The organism is Enterococcus sp. C65 (assembly GCF_040887165.1).
Classification (GTDB): domain Bacteria; phylum Bacillota; class Bacilli; order Lactobacillales; family Enterococcaceae; genus Enterococcus_B; species Enterococcus_B hirae.
Genome location: NZ_JBFOFG010000001.1, coordinates 186,872 through 204,135, shown reverse-complemented (window position 1 = coordinate 204,135; position 17,264 = coordinate 186,872). Strand labels below are relative to the sequence as shown.

General features: G+C 35.2%; 19 protein-coding genes and 2 pseudogenes. 3 read left to right on the top strand and 18 right to left on the bottom strand.

Annotated elements, in window-relative coordinates; translation table 11 throughout:
• Window positions 1–21: 21 nt before the first annotated feature.
• From AB3I12_RS00830 to AB3I12_RS00775, 12 genes and pseudogenes are all read right to left on the bottom strand, one after another.
• Window positions 22–456 (bottom strand): lipoprotein, encoded by a 435-nt coding sequence (locus tag AB3I12_RS00830; protein ID WP_010737674.1) that lies wholly within the window; start codon window positions 454–456, stop codon window positions 22–24.
• A gap of 507 nt (window positions 457–963) precedes the next feature.
• Complete coding sequence (gene dnaI / locus AB3I12_RS00825; RefSeq protein WP_010737675.1) at window positions 964–1,890, bottom strand: primosomal protein DnaI; 927 nt, start codon at window positions 1,888–1,890, stop codon at window positions 964–966.
• Window positions 1,890–3,278, bottom strand: a complete 1,389-nt coding sequence (locus tag AB3I12_RS00820; RefSeq protein ID WP_063627172.1) for a replication initiation and membrane attachment family protein — start codon at window positions 3,276–3,278, stop codon at window positions 1,890–1,892. Before AB3I12_RS00820 ends, dnaI begins: the two co-directional genes overlap by 1 nt.
• Before the next feature lie 40 nt (window positions 3,279–3,318).
• On the bottom strand, window positions 3,319–3,825 hold the full coding sequence (nrdR, locus tag AB3I12_RS00815) for a transcriptional regulator NrdR (RefSeq protein ID WP_063627173.1): 507 nt from the start codon (window positions 3,823–3,825) through the stop codon (window positions 3,319–3,321).
• Window positions 3,826–4,354: 529 nt separating this feature from the next.
• Window positions 4,355–4,813: pseudogene (gene tnpA, locus AB3I12_RS00810) on the bottom strand (IS200/IS605 family transposase); the annotation flags it as partial.
• Window positions 4,814–5,252: 439 nt separating this feature from the next.
• Entirely contained in the window at window positions 5,253–5,507 is a 255-nt protein-coding gene (locus tag AB3I12_RS00805; protein ID WP_063627174.1) for a hypothetical protein, read from the bottom strand.
• The gene (locus AB3I12_RS00800) at window positions 5,488–5,889 is read right to left on the bottom strand and encodes a hypothetical protein (protein WP_063627175.1); all 402 of its coding nucleotides are present in this window, start codon (window positions 5,887–5,889) and stop codon (window positions 5,488–5,490) included. Before AB3I12_RS00800 ends, AB3I12_RS00805 begins: the two co-directional genes overlap by 20 nt.
• A 3-nt stretch (window positions 5,890–5,892) precedes the next feature.
• Window positions 5,893–6,780: an SMEK domain-containing protein gene (locus tag AB3I12_RS00795; RefSeq protein WP_063627176.1), complete on the bottom strand. Its 888-nt coding sequence runs from the start codon at window positions 6,778–6,780 to the stop codon at window positions 5,893–5,895.
• A gap of 161 nt (window positions 6,781–6,941) precedes the next feature.
• Window positions 6,942–7,589 carry a hypothetical protein gene (locus tag AB3I12_RS00790; protein ID WP_081248817.1) on the bottom strand — a complete coding sequence of 216 codons (648 nt, stop codon included), beginning with the start codon at window positions 7,587–7,589 and terminating at the stop codon, window positions 6,942–6,944.
• A gap of 87 nt (window positions 7,590–7,676) precedes the next feature.
• Entirely contained in the window at window positions 7,677–8,066 is a 390-nt protein-coding gene (locus AB3I12_RS00785) for a hypothetical protein (protein WP_063627178.1), read from the bottom strand.
• Window positions 8,067–8,179: 113 nt separating this feature from the next.
• Complete coding sequence (locus AB3I12_RS00780; protein WP_063627179.1) at window positions 8,180–8,752, bottom strand: antirestriction protein ArdA; 573 nt, start codon at window positions 8,750–8,752, stop codon at window positions 8,180–8,182.
• A 362-nt stretch (window positions 8,753–9,114) separates the two neighbouring features.
• Complete coding sequence (locus AB3I12_RS00775) at window positions 9,115–9,432, bottom strand: helix-turn-helix domain-containing protein (protein ID WP_063627180.1); 318 nt, start codon at window positions 9,430–9,432, stop codon at window positions 9,115–9,117.
• A 156-nt stretch (window positions 9,433–9,588) separates the two neighbouring features.
• On the opposite strand from AB3I12_RS00775, the gene AB3I12_RS00770 reads away from it, so the two are divergent.
• Genes AB3I12_RS00770 through AB3I12_RS00760 form a run of 3 tightly spaced genes read left to right on the top strand, consistent with a single transcriptional unit; the run spans window position 9,589 to window position 10,885 of the window.
• Window positions 9,589–10,197 carry a hypothetical protein gene (locus AB3I12_RS00770; protein WP_063627181.1) on the top strand — a complete coding sequence of 203 codons (609 nt, stop codon included), beginning with the start codon at window positions 9,589–9,591 and terminating at the stop codon, window positions 10,195–10,197.
• A gap of 15 nt (window positions 10,198–10,212) precedes the next feature.
• Window positions 10,213–10,566, top strand: a complete 354-nt coding sequence (locus AB3I12_RS00765; protein ID WP_063627182.1) for a hypothetical protein — start codon at window positions 10,213–10,215, stop codon at window positions 10,564–10,566.
• Between the two features lies 1 nt (window position 10,567).
• Window positions 10,568–10,885 carry a hypothetical protein gene (locus AB3I12_RS00760; RefSeq protein WP_063627183.1) on the top strand — a complete coding sequence of 106 codons (318 nt, stop codon included), beginning with the start codon at window positions 10,568–10,570 and terminating at the stop codon, window positions 10,883–10,885.
• 292 nt (window positions 10,886–11,177) lie between these two features.
• On the opposite strand, the pseudogene AB3I12_RS00755 reads toward AB3I12_RS00760, so the two are convergent.
• From AB3I12_RS00755 to AB3I12_RS00730, 6 genes and pseudogenes are all read right to left on the bottom strand, one after another.
• A pseudogene (locus AB3I12_RS00755) lies at window positions 11,178–11,510 on the bottom strand (CsbD family protein).
• A gap of 52 nt (window positions 11,511–11,562) precedes the next feature.
• Entirely contained in the window at window positions 11,563–12,198 is a 636-nt protein-coding gene (coaE, locus tag AB3I12_RS00750) for a dephospho-CoA kinase (protein WP_010719037.1), read from the bottom strand.
• A complete protein-coding gene (mutM, locus tag AB3I12_RS00745; protein ID WP_063627184.1) occupies window positions 12,162–12,998 on the bottom strand; it encodes a DNA-formamidopyrimidine glycosylase in 837 nt (278 codons plus the stop codon). Before mutM ends, coaE begins: the two co-directional genes overlap by 37 nt.
• Window positions 12,999–13,067: 69 nt before the next feature.
• Window positions 13,068–15,713 carry a DNA polymerase I gene (gene polA, locus AB3I12_RS00740; RefSeq protein WP_010737679.1) on the bottom strand — a complete coding sequence of 882 codons (2,646 nt, stop codon included), beginning with the start codon at window positions 15,711–15,713 and terminating at the stop codon, window positions 13,068–13,070.
• Between the two features lie 166 nt (window positions 15,714–15,879).
• A complete protein-coding gene (locus AB3I12_RS00735) occupies window positions 15,880–16,563 on the bottom strand; it encodes a Bax inhibitor-1/YccA family protein (RefSeq protein ID WP_063627185.1) in 684 nt (227 codons plus the stop codon).
• On the bottom strand, window positions 16,556–17,041 hold the full coding sequence (locus AB3I12_RS00730) for a MaoC/PaaZ C-terminal domain-containing protein (RefSeq protein ID WP_063627186.1): 486 nt from the start codon (window positions 17,039–17,041) through the stop codon (window positions 16,556–16,558). The genes AB3I12_RS00735 and AB3I12_RS00730 overlap by 8 nt, the downstream gene beginning before the upstream one ends.
• Window positions 17,042–17,264: the final 223 nt, after the last annotated feature.

Below are 17,264 nucleotides of genomic sequence, written 5' to 3'. Positions count from 1 at the left end.
TTACGAAACGTTTAACACTGACTATTCAATAACTCTTACCTCAACGATCGAATTACCAGGAATTTGCGGAGGGATTGACATTGTCATAATTGGTTTTTCTTTTAAAGTAAACTTTATCTCGTCACCTTTTTGAAAAGATTCCTTACCTCCGACTAATTGATCATTCGAAACATTTAGTGTTACACCATCATTATCAAAAGAGGTTCCAATATTCTCGGGGTCTTCGATTTCATCTACATTGACCACTTTGATTTGAATGGTATCATCGACTGAGTCATCAATACTTTCAATTTCACCCTTAAAAATACTTTGTCCTTCGTTAGAAGAATCCTTCGCTTTAGTCGTTGTTTCCGCACTAATCGAATCGATCGATGCCTCATTTTTATCTCCATTACCACAACCTGTTAGCGAAAAAAGTAACCCTGTCGCCAACAAACAAGAAAAAATCACTTTCATATCTTTATCCTCCGGCTAATTATTTACATTACTTCAATTGATGATCGTTCTTTGACTTTTTATTTAGTTGACGATAATCAATACATTCTGTTTTTAGTCGTTCAATTTTGTTTTTGATACTTGTTCATCAGAAATTTATGGTTGTCTTTTTTCGTTACCATGATGACTATTGATCAGGCATAAGCTTCTCTGTAATCATCACTCTATCCAGTATGACACCACTTTTGTAGCTTGTTACGATCAAAAAAAGTGGCGTTAAGTATGAATTCAGATACACTTTCATCTCAAATTATGAGTTTCTTGAATAACTAAGTGAACATCGAGAGTCATTGAAAAGAGAATTATTTGCAGACTTCTCTCAATTAATTGTTTGCATTGCTTATTTTCCTACCCATCAAAGCAATAGGCAGGAAATAGGGCAATAACTCATTCAGCAAAAGGCTTTCTCGATCACATCTTCTAAGCCTACTAAGGCTACAATTATGACTTCTATGCTTTCTCTTTTCGTTAGCCATTTCTCCGATTGCGTCCAGTCATTTCAATTTCTTTCGTCAAGTAACGGATTCGTTCCATGATTCGTTTGGCTTTCAATGGTTCTTCATCTCCACGCTGTGTCACAGCAAGATGTTGTTCCAATTCATTCATTGTAAAATTGGAAGAGAAAAAGGTTGGCAGTTGCTCTTGCATTCGATATTGCAAAATCACACCAAAGACTTCATCTCTGATCCAACTACTCATTGCATCGGCGCCAATGTCATCCATCATTAAAATGGGTGAACGTTTGACCGCATCTAGTTTTTCTGCGACTTGATCTTTTCCAATCGCTTGTTTCATTTCAACAGCAAAAGTTGGAAAATGGACAAGTGTAGTTGTAAAGCCTTTAATGGCTAGTTCTCTGGCAGTCGCTCCTAAAAGATAGGTCTTTCCTATTCCAAAGCTGCCAACTAAATAGAGTCCTTTGTGATAGTCTTTGGGACTTGCACTATAATTTTCCACAAAGTCTAATGCTTCAAAGCTCGCATAGCTCCGTCCATCGGTACGCTCAAAATTATTGAAAGAAGCATCTTGGATATCTTTTGGCATATCGACAGCTTTGATCCGGTTCCTGATTTCTTCTTGTCTTTTCTTCGCCAATAAGGCTTCTGTTGGAACATAAGTCACATCGACATAATGAAAATTCAAGGTTAGCTTGGGCTCATAGCCAGGAGCGATCATCGTAGGATCATTTTTTTGGTATTTTCGTTTTTCTTGGACAAATTCATATAGTTTTGCATAACTTTTTTCGATATCTGCTTGTGTTAATTCATCTTTGTGATCCGCCAAAAAGGCTTGCACATCTGGATCGTTAAGGACTTCTTCGATCATTTCAGCAAATTTTTGTTGATAATTTCGCTGGCTGATGATCCGCTTTAATTCTTTTCCTACATCTTCCATTAGCTATCTCCCTCCTTCTTGGCAAAATATTCTTTGAATCGTCGTTCGATCTCCGCTTTTTTCTCACTACTGATTTTTTTCTCTTCTTTAGGCTGGTTGACCCAATCCGGTAATTTCTCACGACGAACGTTTCGACGATTAGTTGAATAATTCTGGTTCGTATTTTTAGTATTTTGTTTGCCTTTGCTATTGGTTTTCCGAATATGTTCAATGGCTTCTTCTGGGGTCATGATCTTTTTTTGTGCCCATTCGTTAGCGATCGTGTTGACAAAGCTTGCGGTTAAGCTAGGACGATCTTTGATTACTAAGACATAATTGATCAGGATATTGATCAAACTATTCGACAATCCCGATTGTGAAACTAAATCCTGTAAAAGCCAAGTTTCTTGTTTTGACACATAGCCGCCTTTTGCTTGTTTCAGTGCCTCTAAATATTTCATTGGCGGAATGCTTTTGGCTTCGTTCACTAACTGTAGTGTCGCATTTGTCAGAGCAGTTGCTTCCTTAGGTGTCTCATTCTGATTGGCAGAGGTTGCATCTTCATTTTGATTAGCCAATGTATTTGTTCGCTTCGTCTGTTGGTTCATCAATACGATGCATTGAAGCTCTTTGACAGATACTGTCTGCTCAGAAAAATCATACGCTTGTACGACCCATTCACCTAATGTCAACTCATCCACGCCATAAAGTAAATGATACATTGTTAACTGTTCCTTCAATGATTCATCTAGATTCATGATATGTTTTTTTGCCAACCAATCTGTCAAAAAGCGCCAATCAAGAGTGGATTGTTCCATGGACTTCCCCAGATCAGCTGATTTGGTTGTAAATGACTGTTGGTTTTCCTCGAGTTTCTCTTGATCTGCAGCATAAGTTTTTTCATTAAAGCGATATACTTCTAAAAATTTCTTCGTGATCTTTTGATAATCATTCGTCGAAAAATGTTCCGGCTGAAATAGTTGGATCAACTGATCGAAACGCCGTTGACCGACTTTTTCTAATAGCAGAAAAGACAATAATGTATCTTTAAAAAATGCTAACGGTTCAATTGGCTCAAGTAACTCATAAATAAAACATCCCCCTAAGCTAGGGTCTTCTTTGAAAAAAACTTCTAAAAGTCCGATCCCTTCTAGTTTTTTTCGTGCTTCATAAAGCTGAGGAATACCACAATTCAAGCTACTTAACAGATCAGCATGTAATCCTTCCGGTCCAACGCCTTTTTGTAAAGGAATTTCTGATAGTAAGGTAAAATACAAACTCAAAGCTTCACTGCCGATTAATGGCTGGTAGAGATAAAGTAATGAGGATTTCCCTTCTTCTCTTAGTGGATAGCTTTTTCTTCCTTGGTAGATATTTTTAGGTTGAAGCTCTTTCCATGCGTTATCCAAGGAATTTGGCCTCCTTTTATGACTTGATTTTATTTCTGATTTATTCGTTGTTTTCTTTATGATTCTCTTTATGATTCTCTTTATTATTTTCTTTTGCTTTATCAACGATGTCTTGTAATTCTTTTAAAAACACCGACATATCTTTAAATTGACGATAAACACTGGCAAAACGGATATAAGCAATCTCATCTAAATTGACCAGATCTTCCATCACGTATTCTCCGATCAACGTCGTCGATACTTCATTTTCACCAAGACTTCGCACCCGATTTTCAACATGATTTACGATTTGCTCCATTTGTTCCATCGCAACTGGTCTTTTTTCTGCTGAACGGATTAATCCTCTTAAAATCTTGTCACGATTAAATTCTTCCCGTTCCCCATTTTTTTTGATCACTAATAAAGGTGCTGCTTCAATTCTTTCAAATGTTGTAAAACGAAAAGAACAGTTTTCGCACTCTCGTCTTCGACGAATTGCTCGACCATCATCCGCTTGTCGACTATCAATCACTCGGGAATTGTTATGTTGACATCTAGGACATCTCATTATTTTCACCTCTTAATCTGAAATTTTTCTGATATACATTCATTTAATATATTGAATCAATTTATATAGTATTGATTCAACGAACAGTCAAAGGATAAATTTTCACTCGATAATAGTTACGTAAATAATTACGTATGAAACAATATTTTTATGATTCACTCCTGCTTTTCCATAAAAAAAGTTTCACACATGTAACTAGTTGTATTATAACATGAAACAATTCTTACAGGCGACTCTCCTGTATAAAAAACCTCGTTAGAAGAACCTTTTTTTCAATCGATTGATCGAAATTGTTCCAAAGCAAAACAATTAGGCTTGACTTTCGAGAAAACTGCATGTAAAAAATGATTTTTAAAAAACTTCTTTCAGGTGCATATTTCAATCAAAACCACCCGTGTGAACGGGTGGTTTGTTCTGCGGCTGAAAGCCTCTTTTACCGGCCTAAGTCTAAAAGACTTACCGAATCGGTTCCCTCTTGCACCACATTTACTCGCTGCTTCTCAAAGAAGCTCTTAGTGTTTCTTACGATTTTTTCTCCAGTAAACGGATCAACTTCTTCAAACAATGTAAGCTGATCTGCTACGTGGTCTTCTCGTAATTGATTACGAATATATTCTGCGATTTTTTTCTTGTTTCGTCCTACTGTGTCCTCATAATATCCTCTACACCAAAACTTTCTATTTCCATAACGATATTTGAGTTCTGCATGTCTATCAAAAATCATTAAACTACTTTTTCCTTTTAGGTAACCTAAAAATTGAGAGTCACTTATTTTTGGTGGGATACTGACTAACATATGTATATGATCTGGACAAACATTTGCTTCTAAAATCTCAACGCCCTTTCTTTCGCATAATTCACGTATAATCTCTCCAATACTTGCTTTGTATTTGCCATAAATGATTTGGCGGCGATATTTCGGAGCGAATACTATATGATACTTACATTTCCAAACAGTGTGTGATAAACTTTTTGTAGCCTTTTTCATAAAAAGGTACCTCCTAAATTTTTTGATGTGGTGGTCGGGAAACCTACTTCATCTTATCAGTTTAGGAGGGTTTTTTTATACCTCGCTGGAAGCTTTCCGGAACCACCTGCATAGCAGGTGGTTTTCAAAACACACAAAAAAAAGACACCTTCCAAAAATAGAAAGTGTCTGAAACGTTGATATAATAGTAGTCTTAACGTTTTGAGAACTGTGAAGCTTTACGAGCTTTCTTAAGACCTGGTTTGGTAGAAATGTTATTTATTTGGTTTCAAATGCTTTTATATCAAGATTTTTCACCCTATTAATTTTGATCTAATATCAACCAAATTCAATAGATTTTAGATGAATGGTGGGGATTAAAACAAAAAAACGCGAGTCATTGGTGTATATCATAGTATCGAATAGCTAGCTTTCGATGAACTAAATTAATGGTTACTATTTAAAAAATCCTGTGATAAGTAATCTTATCAAGATAATGCAATTGTAGTGCTTCGCTCTCTGATAATAAGACGATATCCACAGGAATAAGTAAAACCGCTTCTATCTTTAATTTAATATTATTTTTAAAATGTATTACTTCATCAATTTCATTCAAGTTTGAAAGCCTATATATAATTAGAATATCAAGATCATTTGGCGCATCAGAACTTAACGATGAACCAAATTGATAAATTTTAACCTCTGGCACCTTCATATACTTTATTTCCATGCTCATCATATGTCGTAAAGTATTGTTCTGGTCTATCAAAATTAATTGCCCCCATCAACTCTTTAAATATAAAAACCCCAATACCCATACTTTGTCCGTATTCCTTTGCTTCCAATGTATAGCTATTCCATGAAGACATAGTTACTATAGCATTTAGGTCATATGTTCGCGATAACTCTATTACATCAGCAATACCTACTGTATAGAGGTTAGTGATATAAACTTTATATTCTTTTGAATTATATAAAGTTAAACAATATAGATATTCGTCGATTTTTTCCAAAGACCTCACTTTATCGTGACTTCTAATAATTTTCTCAAAATATAAAACACTTTCAGGTCTTGCTTTGTCGCTTGCATTTCCCATTAATTATCCCTCTTTCTCTTCTAAAATCCTATTTACCAACTCTGTAAAATGCTGAGGAAAAACTTTATATAATGTGCTATCTATTCTAATTGTATCATTTGTTGCAAATGAAAATGCGTGTTCTTTGAAATCCGTAAAGATTTTTCTTTCATCTAAATCAAATAGATTCTCATGCTTATGGAATAATTCTAAAATTCTATTATTATTTGAAAATATTTCTTGTTTTCGAGAGTTCCAAAGGTTAAAAGTGGTTTGTTCTAAAGGGTTTATTATCGCCATTTTAGAATTAGGCCCAAAATTTTGCCATATAAGCTTGTTTTCATTCAAAAGTTGACTAATTTCTGTGCAAATCTCTTTCTTTAGCTTTTTATTATTTGAAATTTTTATTTTAGGAAGCTCTAAATTAATAAGCTCCAGTATATCTTCTTGACTTGGAATATCTAAAGTATTAAAAACTCTTAGTATATCCTCTGTAAGAAAGATGTCTTTTCGAGGATCAAATTTAATTTGAAAAGGATTTAAAAAAGTGCCTGACTTAATTTTATTATTTTGAACCCCTACAAAAATAAATTGAATTTTATAATTCTGATCTGCGTAGGATTGTAAGACTGCTTTTTTCAATGTATTTTCTATTTTTCGTTTTGTGCAGGTTGCAGTTACTTGTACTATCATTTTATTTTCAGAGTCAAATAAATCAATAGCTTCAGCGTTTGATTTGTCAGTATTTAGATTTTTTAAATTTAATCCAAGTAATTGATTAAACAAGTTTATATAAAAATCTTCTGAATGTACGGATAAATCATTAAGATTGAGTTTTCCTCGCAGTTCAATTTCTTTATTTAGAAAAATAAGTCTTTCCAAAAGGCTATCAAAATTATTTTTCCTTCTCATTGAAATATATTTCCTCTCTATAGATATTCATAATAGAAAATTTCTAAGTGTAACATTTTGGGGTTTTATTAATAACTGTAAGACTCTATAGAAATTATCTATAGTATATTAAGTCAGCTAAAATATTTTTTTGCTTTAAATATGAATTATTTACTATTTAGCTACTTTTTTTCTACTCCTATTGGAAAATACACTTGAGACATTATCCTTATTATTGGTTCATCAGGGTTTTCTATTTGCTTATCTAAAACCTCTCTCATTAAAGCCACGCAGAATTTTATTCCTACTTCTTCAGCAATTATATCCTTCAAATAGATATTTTCATTATCATATTTTTCAGGGAAATTCACGTTGAAATAAGTCATTTTTTGCTTTTTTTCTTCCCAAATTCTATATTTCACAGTTCCCTTACCATCGATCTTTATTTTAATGCACTTATTTAGAAATTTATCTATTTGCCCTGATTTACTCCAAGTTGCCAAGTTTTTAGTTATATATACATCATCCCACTTATCAAAAATAGGAAAATGCAACAATAAATTTCTGATAAAGCTAAACAAATCATCTGCGATAATTCCTTCAAGAATCGGTCTTCCACCCTTTTTCATCCATTTTAGATACTCCTTAATTGGTTCATAACTCAACAATTCTTTATATACCGAAAAAGTTTCTCTTAGTTTATAAAAGCGTTCAGTAGCATCTTTCTCAAAAAAATCATCACTTAATATTTCGTCAAATAGCGCATAAAACCTATTGTAAAACAGTATTAATACTTCTTTTTCTTGATCATTGGGTTTCAATGTTTCCACGATAACTCTCCTCCCCCTAAAAAATCACCAACATGACAAAATAGATGTATGGTTTCCAATTAATTATTATCATGAAATCTATTCAATTTATCTCGCCTTAATATTTTCAAAGCAAACAATGTACCCCGCAAAATCTCCCCAACGTTTTCTTTCTTCTGGCAACCTAAGTTTTTCCATCCAGTCCCCATCCAATCCCATTTGTTCTCCTCGTCTATAAAATGCCTTCAAATTAATAATGAATGTATTATGAAGTCTAGTTCTTAATTTATCCTTATCTTGTTTTTCTTCCCTTGAAAAATAATTCCAATAGGTTCTCATTTTAGAGTAGGCTAAAGCTGAATTTACAACCTCTTCCCATAATTCGTGTAAATAATCATCTTGGTTCTCTAGTACCTTGAAGATTGAATTATAAATGTCTAATGAATCTTCAAATGATAATGAGTCTTTCTCTTTCAAGTATCTCATGTAATCAAACATCTAACTACCTCCTCATTCCTTTATAATCAACTATACATTTAATTTGTTACCTTTTCCAATAGTTTTTATAACACATCACATAAAACGCTATCTCCACTAGACGGCTCTCTAAATCAATCAATTTCAATAAAATAATCACCTACAATATCACCACTTGATTTCATCAGAAAATCTTTACCCAACTTTTCATAATCGATATAACTTAACAAATTACGTGGTACTTCATAATAGCCCAATGCTACCACCGAATGCCCTACTCGCTCATACTTACTTAAATTTTCACTCCCACCTAAATGAATAATACTTGCTTCTTTCCCTTCAAAATCAGCGATATACCGAACCACCTCTTCTGGATAACTCATATAGCTCCTCAGATTATCGTATTTTTCAGCCAATTTCTGTGGAAAATCATATTCATCTATCGAAAATGGTGCGTCATGATCAGCTATAAAATACTCCTCATAAGATTCCCCATTTTCATCTATAAACTCATTGCCAACGTAGATCATCTTATATGCTTCTTCTAAGTCTTTCTCATCAAATGGAAAATGAAGATACACACCCAACATTACTCCTTCACGATATGCTCGTAAATTCGTTAAATAAATCCAAAATTTACTATAACCACCCGCTCTTTTTCCATCCTGTTTTTGCATCATTTCTTGTGTCACAACAATTTTTTTCATGTCAATTCCGCCCTTCAGTTTTTGACCATCCATTTTGTTTCGAGCTGAGGCATCTTTAAGAACTTGATTTTTGATTTAGTTTTCAAAAAGCCTCGTATCGATTTTGAGTGGAATGGTTCATTTTGCTTTTTCGCTGTCGGCGCAATTGACACAGCAATGTTCTTTTGTAATGGAAAGGGGCAAATTCATTTGAGCGGCTTTGCCCGACCCTTGCAATGGAAAAAGGTTATTGCTAAATTGCTTCTGCCGATACGAAAAGGTGAAAGGAATCATTCATCAAAGCGCACGAATGGGAAACGAAATTTACGAATTAGCAGTTTTATGCAAAATAAAAAACCGCCAATATTGACGGTCTCTGCAATCTATTTTTGCTCCAGTTTTATAATTCTTTCAATAATATTGAGCAGTTCATCTTTGTTCTTTGATATAGATAGAGCGTGAATAACAGCAGCTTCTCTATTTGTTGTTGTTCCAAAAGAAAAGAAAGCTGGATAATCTTCATCAAGCGCTTCGATAATTTTTTCCAGAGTACTTATTTGAATGTTTGCAGACTTCCCACGTTCAATCCTACCCAAGTACGAAACATCAAAGCCTATTTTCTCAGCTAACTGTTCTTGAGTCATGTTTTTAGCAATTCGGAGCTCCCTTATACGGTTCGCTATTTCCTGGTCTAATTTCATAATGGCTATCCCCTTTAAACTCTCTCAATCAAGATTAAAGGTATTTCATCATTTTAGTTAGAATTTATTAATCCTTTAATAAAATGTAAAATAGACTAATAAGTCCTTTTTTAGGTATAGTTGTATTGGTTACTAATTAAAAAGGGAGTGCATACAATGGAGACTAATAATGGATATGTTAGGGGAAAAGAGAAAGTTCTAAACTATTTATACAAAAAGCAGAAGCTTACCGCAGCGGTTCAAGATGCAAAGTATGATTTATCTGTTACCAAAAATAATTTTCTAGAACTCAAAAGGAAATATAGAAATTATTTTATATTGATGATTATCGGTCGTCTTTGCGTAGGTTTATTACTTCTTTCTAATGAGATCCTATTAAACATCTGGGGAGTAATTTGGCTGCTCGCAGTAATCGTATTAATTGTTTCGAGAGTACGTAGTGGAAAACAGGCAAAGTTAGGAATTCAAGCAGCAACACAAAATTTATACAACGAGCAAAATGATAATAATTATCTTGCAGGTATGAATGACTTCCCACAAAAATTTTATTCATATTGGATTATTGATCGTCTAATAAATCTAATCAAAGAAAATCGTGCAATAACGTTTCAAGAAGCTTTTAATATTGCAGAGAATCAAGATTTCCAAAATGATCAATTAGCTTTACAGCAACAAAATCTTGCTGTTGCAAAATCAACAAACACAATGGCTTCTATATCAGCCGCAGCAAATGTTGGAACATTTTTAAATACTAGCAAAAAATAGGAGGCAATCTAGAAGATGAAAAAGAAACCCTTAATCATTATGGCAGTAATCGCAATCATTGGTGTCATCGGCTTCTCACTATACAATAACTCAAAAAAATTGAACGGCAAGTACACCGCTAAAGTTCATTTGCTTTTAATGGAGTCAGAAAGCACGCTCATTTTTAATGGAGATACCGTCACAGAAAACACAAGTGGGAAAAAAAATAGAGGTACTTATGAAATTTCAGGTGATCAACTTCAAATAGAATTAGGCGATTACAATATGACTGCTGAACTTTCAAAAGATAAAAAATCATTTGTTATCGAGTCTGCTGAAGGGTTGGCAGGTTTGGCGAATGGAACAAAGTATACGAAAGAAGGTAAATAGCATGAACAAGAAAAAAGTGATAGCTATTGCAATAATCGCTGTCCTTGCTATCTGCGGTGGAACATACGGTGTTGTCAACCATAACAACGAAGTACAAGCACAGCAAAAACAAGAAGCTCTAATCAAGAAAGAGAAAGAAAATCTTGAATCTGCTAAATCTGCTGTCGATCAAGCTTATGAAACACGAGACAGCAAACATATTGAAGTTGCAAAAAAAGCAATTGATAAGCTATCAAATAACCAAAAAGATGATAAAACAAATCTCTCTGAAAGAATGGACAAACTTGACAGCTTGCTAAAACAACTTACGCTTGTATGAACAAGCTACTGAAGTGTATGCATTCCATGGTCAGGAAGCATACAATGTACGCTTATGCGTATACGGCCTCTAACGACCAATAAAGGATTAACCTTATACAGTCATTATAGCATAAACCAAGTAAAAAAAATTTCTTGTTACTTGGTTTATTTCGTATGCCTTCATTTTCTTCTTACGAATCTAGTTCAAAAATAAAACATTTGATTTATAAATTTCTCTTGACTAAACGTAGGAACAGAGGTTGAGACAAAACTTGTCTCAACCTCTGTTTCAATGTTCTAAGTGATACCTATTAAAGTTTTTCTTCAATCCCTGTATAATGTTTCATTCGTTGTTCATCGATTTTTTGTTGTTCAGGAATATGATCGGATTCTGGTAAAGGTGTTTTTTTGTGTGTTGGATCATCTTTTTTTCGTTCTTGTGTCAGATCTTGCTCCTTGGCTTCTTTTTCTGCTTGTTGGTCTTCTAATTCATCGACTCTGGCTTTGTAGCGTTCATCATTTTCTTTTGCAGCTTCTCATTGTGCCCGTCCTTCATCTACCAGTTCATCTTTATTCAAGATCTCTCCTAGTTTTTCTTTTGCAGAACCGACTACTTTATCTTTTTGATTTTTAAAAGTCCCCATACCAATCCCCCTCTTTTCTTTATATTCAGCATAGCAAACTATCTAAATATACTCAAAGAAATCGATTGTTGAAGTCCGAGAGCCAACGTTCGATTTGACAAGTCAGTTCATCCTTACTACCGGAATTGTCAAAAACGATATCTGCTAATTTTTTCTTCTCTTCAATCGGCATCTGGCTTTGTATTCTTTTCTTTGCTTCGTCCAGTGTCAATTGATTTCTTTTCATCAAACGTTGCAATTGAATTTCTTCTGGAAGGTAAACGACTGCTACAGCATCCATTTCCTGTTCATAATGACCTTCAAATAATAAAGGGATATCAACGACAACTAAAGGATAATTTGCTTTTTGTTGCTTAATCTGTTCCGTAATCGCTTGACGGATAAATGGGTCTAATAAGCGATCAAGTTTTTGTCTTTGTTCTGTCGAATCGAAAATAATCTTAGCTAAAGCTACTCGATCAAGCGAGCCATCTTCTTGAAGGATTTCTTCCCCAAATTCTTGAACGATTGCCGCCAATCCAGGAGTCTGAGGTTGGACGACTTCACGGGCGATGATATCTCCATCGATCATCGGGATTTGGTGACGGCTAAAAACAGCTGCTGCAGTGCTTTTCCCAGTAGCAATCCCACCAGTTAAGCCTAAGACATAGCCTACTTGCTGATTTTTAGTCTTTGGCAATTTGGACAATAGTGAGTCCCCCTTTGCGCTACTTTTGTTTTGACGATCGGTGTATGACAACGAACACATGGTTGACCAGTCTGACCATAGACATGTAAAGCTACTTGAAAGTTACCTGACTCGCCTAACGCATTGAGATAACTCCTGATCGTCGTTCCGCCAGCCTCGATTGCCCGAGACAACACGTCAATAATTGCTTTTCGTAACAACTCTGCTTCTTTGGGCTTCAATGTATCCGCTGGCTGTTCTGGATGGATCTTCGCTTCCCAAAGTGCTTCATCAACATAGATATTCCCTAGGCCTGTTACTAATTTTTGATCTAATAATAATGGTTTAATCGCTTTATGAGATTTTTGTAAGCCTAAACGAAAGCCGTCTAATAAAAATGTATCTGGCAACGGCTCTGGACCTAATTTCATGATGCCTTTGTAAGCATCACTCGCTCCTTTTTCAACTAATGTCATTCGTCCAAATTTACGTACATCATGGTATCGGAGTTGGCTACCATCTTCAAAGAAAAAAATGACATGCGTGTGTTTATCGATCGGTTCATTTTTTTCAACAAATTGGTATTTTCCTTCCATACGTAAATGCGAGATCAATTCATAATGACTCAAACGAAAAATTAAAAACTTGCCTCTTCGATCAATAGCCAGAATCTCTTCGCCAACTAACGAAGCTTCAAAGATTGCTGTTTCTGGTTGTTCAATGATTCTTGGCCATAAGACTTGGATTTTTAGGATTTTCTTTCCAACGACTAAACGAGACAAGCCTTTTCGTACAGTTTCTACTTCTGGTAATTCTGGCATGTTTTCACCTTCGACTTATTTGCTTTTTTATCTATTTATTGAACAGATCGGTTCAATAGTGGCAATCAGCTATTTCGCTTCATACCACGTTTTTCCCCAACTACTGTCTGTAATCAATGGTACGTGTAAGGACACGGCATGTTCCATGACTTCACTTACTAATTTGTCTAATCGTTCTAATTCTGTTTCTGGCACTTCAAAAACCAATTCATCGTGTACTTGTAACAACATGGTTGCTGATAGTTTTTCTTCTTTTAAGCGTTTATCCAACTCGATCATCGCGATTTTAAGAATATCAGCGGCACTTCCTTGGATTGGGGTATTGATTGCGGTTCTTTCAGCAAAAGAACGTATATTATAATTTCGTGAATTGATATCTGGTAAATAACGTCTGCGATGGTAAAGGGTTTCGACAAAGCCTTGTTCCTTTGCTTCACGAACGATACGTTCCATATATTCTTTGACTCCAGGATATTTCTCAAAATACGTATCAATGTACTGTTGTGCTGCTTTTCTTGTAATCCCAAGATTTTGTGATAAACCATAGTCAGAAATGCCATAAACGATCCCAAAATTGACTGCTTTTGCTTGACGACGCATATTTGGTGTGACATCTTCTGCTTTTTCAATCCCAAAAACACGCATAGCAGTACTTGCATGGATGTCTTGTCCTTCAAGAAAGGCTGCTTTTAAATGTTCATCATTCGAGATATGAGCTAAGACACGCAATTCGATTTGTGAATAGTCAGATGAATAGATCAACCAGTCTTTTTCTCTAGGCACAAATGCTTGGCGAATCTTTCGCCCTTCATCTAAGCGGATAGGAATATTCTGTAAATTAGGATCTACTGAACTTAAACGCCCTGTTTGAGTCAATGTTTGAACATATCTGGTATGGACTTTTCCATCGGATTGAATGACTTTTAACAAACCTTCCACATAAGTTGATTGGATCTTGGCGATTTGGCGATACGTCAAGATGTCATCCACGATTGGGGCTTGTTCTCTTAATTGTTCTAAAACATCGACCGCAGTGGAATAGCCTGTCTTCGTTTTCTTGATCACCGGTAACCCCATTTTTTCAAATAAAATGACCCCTAATTGTTTTGGTGAGTTTAAATTGAAGGATTCACCAGCCTCTTGATAGATTGTTTCCTCGATCTCTTTCAATCGATCGGAGAATTCGATTTTCATTTCTTGTAAACGAGAAGCATCAACTTTGATACCAGTGATTTCCATTTCAGCTAAGATGATTGAAAGGGGTAGTTCCATCTCACGGAACAAGGCCATTTGGTTTTTTTCTGTTAATTCTTGACTTAACTTAGGTGTTAAAACATTAATGGCAGATACTTTTCTGGCAAGGTGGGCAAAAAATACTTCTTCCTCTTCCGGTAATCCTTTTTTTGCCCCTTTTCCATAAATTGCTTCATCTGACTGCACTTCATGATAGCCATAATGGGCAGCGATTCCTTCAATATCCGTACTTTTCTCATTTGTATCAAGCAAGTAGGCACCAAGCAAGACATCAAAATCGATCCCTTTTGTTTTCGTAGCATAACGATTTAAAGCCACATAAGTCCGTTTAGCATCATAGACTTTTTTCAACCGTGTTGGATCAGCTAGCCAAGCACAAAAAGCTTCGTTCTCAAATAACGCTAGATCATTCGTAACATAAATTTTTTGTTTCGTCCCCCAAGCTACACCCACGATATCTTCTGTATGGTAATTGTCTCCCATCATCTCCACATATAAAGCCATGTCAGTCGTGAACATGTCCTCATGGTATTCATGGACTACTTCAAATAGGATATCTTCAAGTTCTACTTCTTCCTCAACAAGGTCCAGTTTTGCCAGGAATTGTTTAAATTCCATTTCTTTATAAAATGGCACCAATTTCTCTAAGTTTTTCCCTTCATATTTCAATGAATCAATTGAGACTTCAACTGGCGCATCTGTATTGATCGTCGCTAATTGTTTGGATAAGAAAGCTTGTTCTTTATCATTGATCAAATTTTCTTTCATTTTGCTTTGTTTCATTTCATCAATATGCTCATAGATCCCTTCAACGGATCCATATTGTTTTAACAATTTGATTGCTGTTTTTTCGCCGATTTTCGTCACACCAGGAATATTGTCTGAAGCGTCTCCTGCCAAACCTTTCATATCAATGATTTGATTTGGCGTCAATCCATCATATTTTTCAGCCACATGTTCAGGTGTGTAACTTTCGATATCACTCACACCTTTCACCGTAATGTCTACTTTGATTTCATTACTAGCTAATTGAGTCAGATCTCGATCACCAGATAAAACAACGACATCAAATTCTTCTTTATTGACTTTTTCGGCTAATGTCCCAATGATGTCATCCGCTTCATAATTAGGTAATTCATAGTATTGGACACCTAGTCCTGTGAGTAATTCACGAATGTAAGGCATCTGTTCTTTAAATTCTCCAGGAGTTTTTGAACGGCCACCTTTGTATTCTGCATACATCTCGGTTCTAAATGTCGTCTTTCCTGCATCGAATGCAACTAATACATGAGTAGGTTGCTCTTTTTGCATCACATTTTCAAACATCGTGTTAAAAGCATAGATCGCATTTGTATGCAACCCATTTCTATTTTTAAACCGTTCTAATGAATTGTGTAAAGCAAAAAATGCGCGAAAAGCAACACTATTTCCATCTACAAGTAATAATTTATTTTTTGTCATCTGCCTAACTCCTTACTGTAAAGTTCTTATTTATTCTAACAAAGAATACTGAGGAAAGCGAAAAGAAAAACGCAAATTAGCCACTTTACTGGACAAAAAAGAGTGAAAAGACTCAATGCTTTTCACTCTCATAATTATTGTTCAATTGAACTGTCCATTCAATCGCTTAATTGTTACGTCCGAAAATTCTTAAGAATGCTAAGAACAAGTTGATAAAATCAAGGTATAGTTGCAATGCCAAGAAAACGGCAATTCCACTGTGTGCTGTCCCATTTGATTCTATATAGATTGACCGGATCTTTTGGTTGTCATATGCGGTAATTCCTGCGAAGATCACGACTAAAAGAAGAGAAATAAACAACTCTACTGCGCTGCTTCGTAAGATAAAGACATTTAAGACCATGGCAATAATGACACCGATCAATGCGGCCATTCCGGCACGGCCGACACCTGTCAAATCTTTTTTAGTAACCAAGCCTACAACGGACATCCCTAAAAACATTCCAGTTGCTGTAATAAACGCTCTGGTAATGCTACCGATATCATACATCGCTAATGTGACAGCTAACGTCAGTCCATTCAAGAGCGAATACGCAATAAAACCACCAATAGCTAAACTTGGGGTTTTAGCTGCTTTAACGCCCAATACAACTACTAAAATCAACTCTACGATCCAGAGACCCATAAAGCCTAATGGGAAATTATTGATGAACGAGAAAACTTGTTGAGGATATACTTGTAATGCGAGATAAGAGATAATCGCACTTAATGCTAGACCTCCTCCTAGATAACCATAGACCTTAGCATAGAAGCGATTCAGTCCTGTTGAAATAGTACCTTGATTATTCATATGTTTCACCTTCACTTTCAAGAGTAATCTCTAATTCTGGTTCGACCGGTGGCTGAACCATCACTACTGCATCCAATACCCGATTTTCTTCGCTATTGTTTGCTTCGACAGAGATTGTCACGACATTTTTCATTTTGTCTACTTTGATAATATCAAACTGAAAAGTCAATGTTTGATAATGGAAAACTGGCTCAATAAAATTGACAGAAAAATTGACTACATGAGACCCAGGACCTGGCAAATGTTTTGAAATTGCACTGGTGATGATGCCCATCAACATGACAGAAGGCACAATCGGTTGTTGGTACTCCGTTTGTTTCGCAAATTCATGTTGGATGTAGAGTGGATTCGCATCATTTGTTAGTCCTAAATACAATAACAGCTGATTGTCTTCAATCGATTCAGTTAAAGACAACGAGTCCCCTTCCTCCAGTTCATTGATGGTTTTTCCTAATTTACGTGGTTTACTTATGTTCAAGTTAGTAACCCTCCAGTTTATATATTGATCACTTCTTATTGTATCAAAACAGTCCAAAAAGGCAAGTTACACTGATTAAAACAAGAAAATATTAACGAAACTGAAAGAAGACAGCGATGTTGATTCCTCTTTTGAAAACCAGAAAAATCAAAAAATCTCTACCTGTTAAGTTTCATTCTTTAACAGATAGAGACTGCTTTACAATCGACTACTTAAAAAAATA

What these genes read in the sequence shown, in the direction of transcription:
- AB3I12_RS00830 (WP_010737674.1), bottom strand. Translation starts at nt 456, where the DNA reads ATGAAAGTGATTTTTTCTTGTTTGTTGGCGACAGGGTTACTTTTTTCG.
- dnaI (WP_010737675.1), bottom strand. Translation starts at nt 1,890, where the DNA reads ATGGAAGATGTAGGAAAAGAATTAAAGCGGATCATCAGCCAGCGAAAT.
- nrdR (WP_063627173.1), bottom strand. Translation starts at nt 3,825, where the DNA reads ATGAGATGTCCTAGATGTCAACATAACAATTCCCGAGTGATTGATAGT.
- AB3I12_RS00805 (WP_063627174.1), bottom strand. Translation starts at nt 5,507, where the DNA reads ATGAAGGTGCCAGAGGTTAAAATTTATCAATTTGGTTCATCGTTAAGT.
- AB3I12_RS00800 (WP_063627175.1), bottom strand. Translation starts at nt 5,889, where the DNA reads ATGGGAAATGCAAGCGACAAAGCAAGACCTGAAAGTGTTTTATATTTT.
- AB3I12_RS00795 (WP_063627176.1), bottom strand. Translation starts at nt 6,780, where the DNA reads ATGAGAAGGAAAAATAATTTTGATAGCCTTTTGGAAAGACTTATTTTT.
- AB3I12_RS00785 (WP_063627178.1), bottom strand. Translation starts at nt 8,066, where the DNA reads ATGTTTGATTACATGAGATACTTGAAAGAGAAAGACTCATTATCATTT.
- AB3I12_RS00780 (WP_063627179.1), bottom strand. Translation starts at nt 8,752, where the DNA reads ATGAAAAAAATTGTTGTGACACAAGAAATGATGCAAAAACAGGATGGA.
- AB3I12_RS00775 (WP_063627180.1), bottom strand. Translation starts at nt 9,432, where the DNA reads ATGAAATTAGACCAGGAAATAGCGAACCGTATAAGGGAGCTCCGAATT.
- AB3I12_RS00770 (WP_063627181.1), top strand. Translation starts at nt 9,589, where the DNA reads ATGGAGACTAATAATGGATATGTTAGGGGAAAAGAGAAAGTTCTAAAC.
- AB3I12_RS00765 (WP_063627182.1), top strand. Translation starts at nt 10,213, where the DNA reads ATGAAAAAGAAACCCTTAATCATTATGGCAGTAATCGCAATCATTGGT.
- AB3I12_RS00760 (WP_063627183.1), top strand. Translation starts at nt 10,568, where the DNA reads ATGAACAAGAAAAAAGTGATAGCTATTGCAATAATCGCTGTCCTTGCT.
- mutM (WP_063627184.1), bottom strand. Translation starts at nt 12,998, where the DNA reads ATGCCAGAATTACCAGAAGTAGAAACTGTACGAAAAGGCTTGTCTCGT.
- polA (WP_010737679.1), bottom strand. Translation starts at nt 15,713, where the DNA reads ATGACAAAAAATAAATTATTACTTGTAGATGGAAATAGTGTTGCTTTT.
- AB3I12_RS00735 (WP_063627185.1), bottom strand. Translation starts at nt 16,563, where the DNA reads ATGAATAATCAAGGTACTATTTCAACAGGACTGAATCGCTTCTATGCT.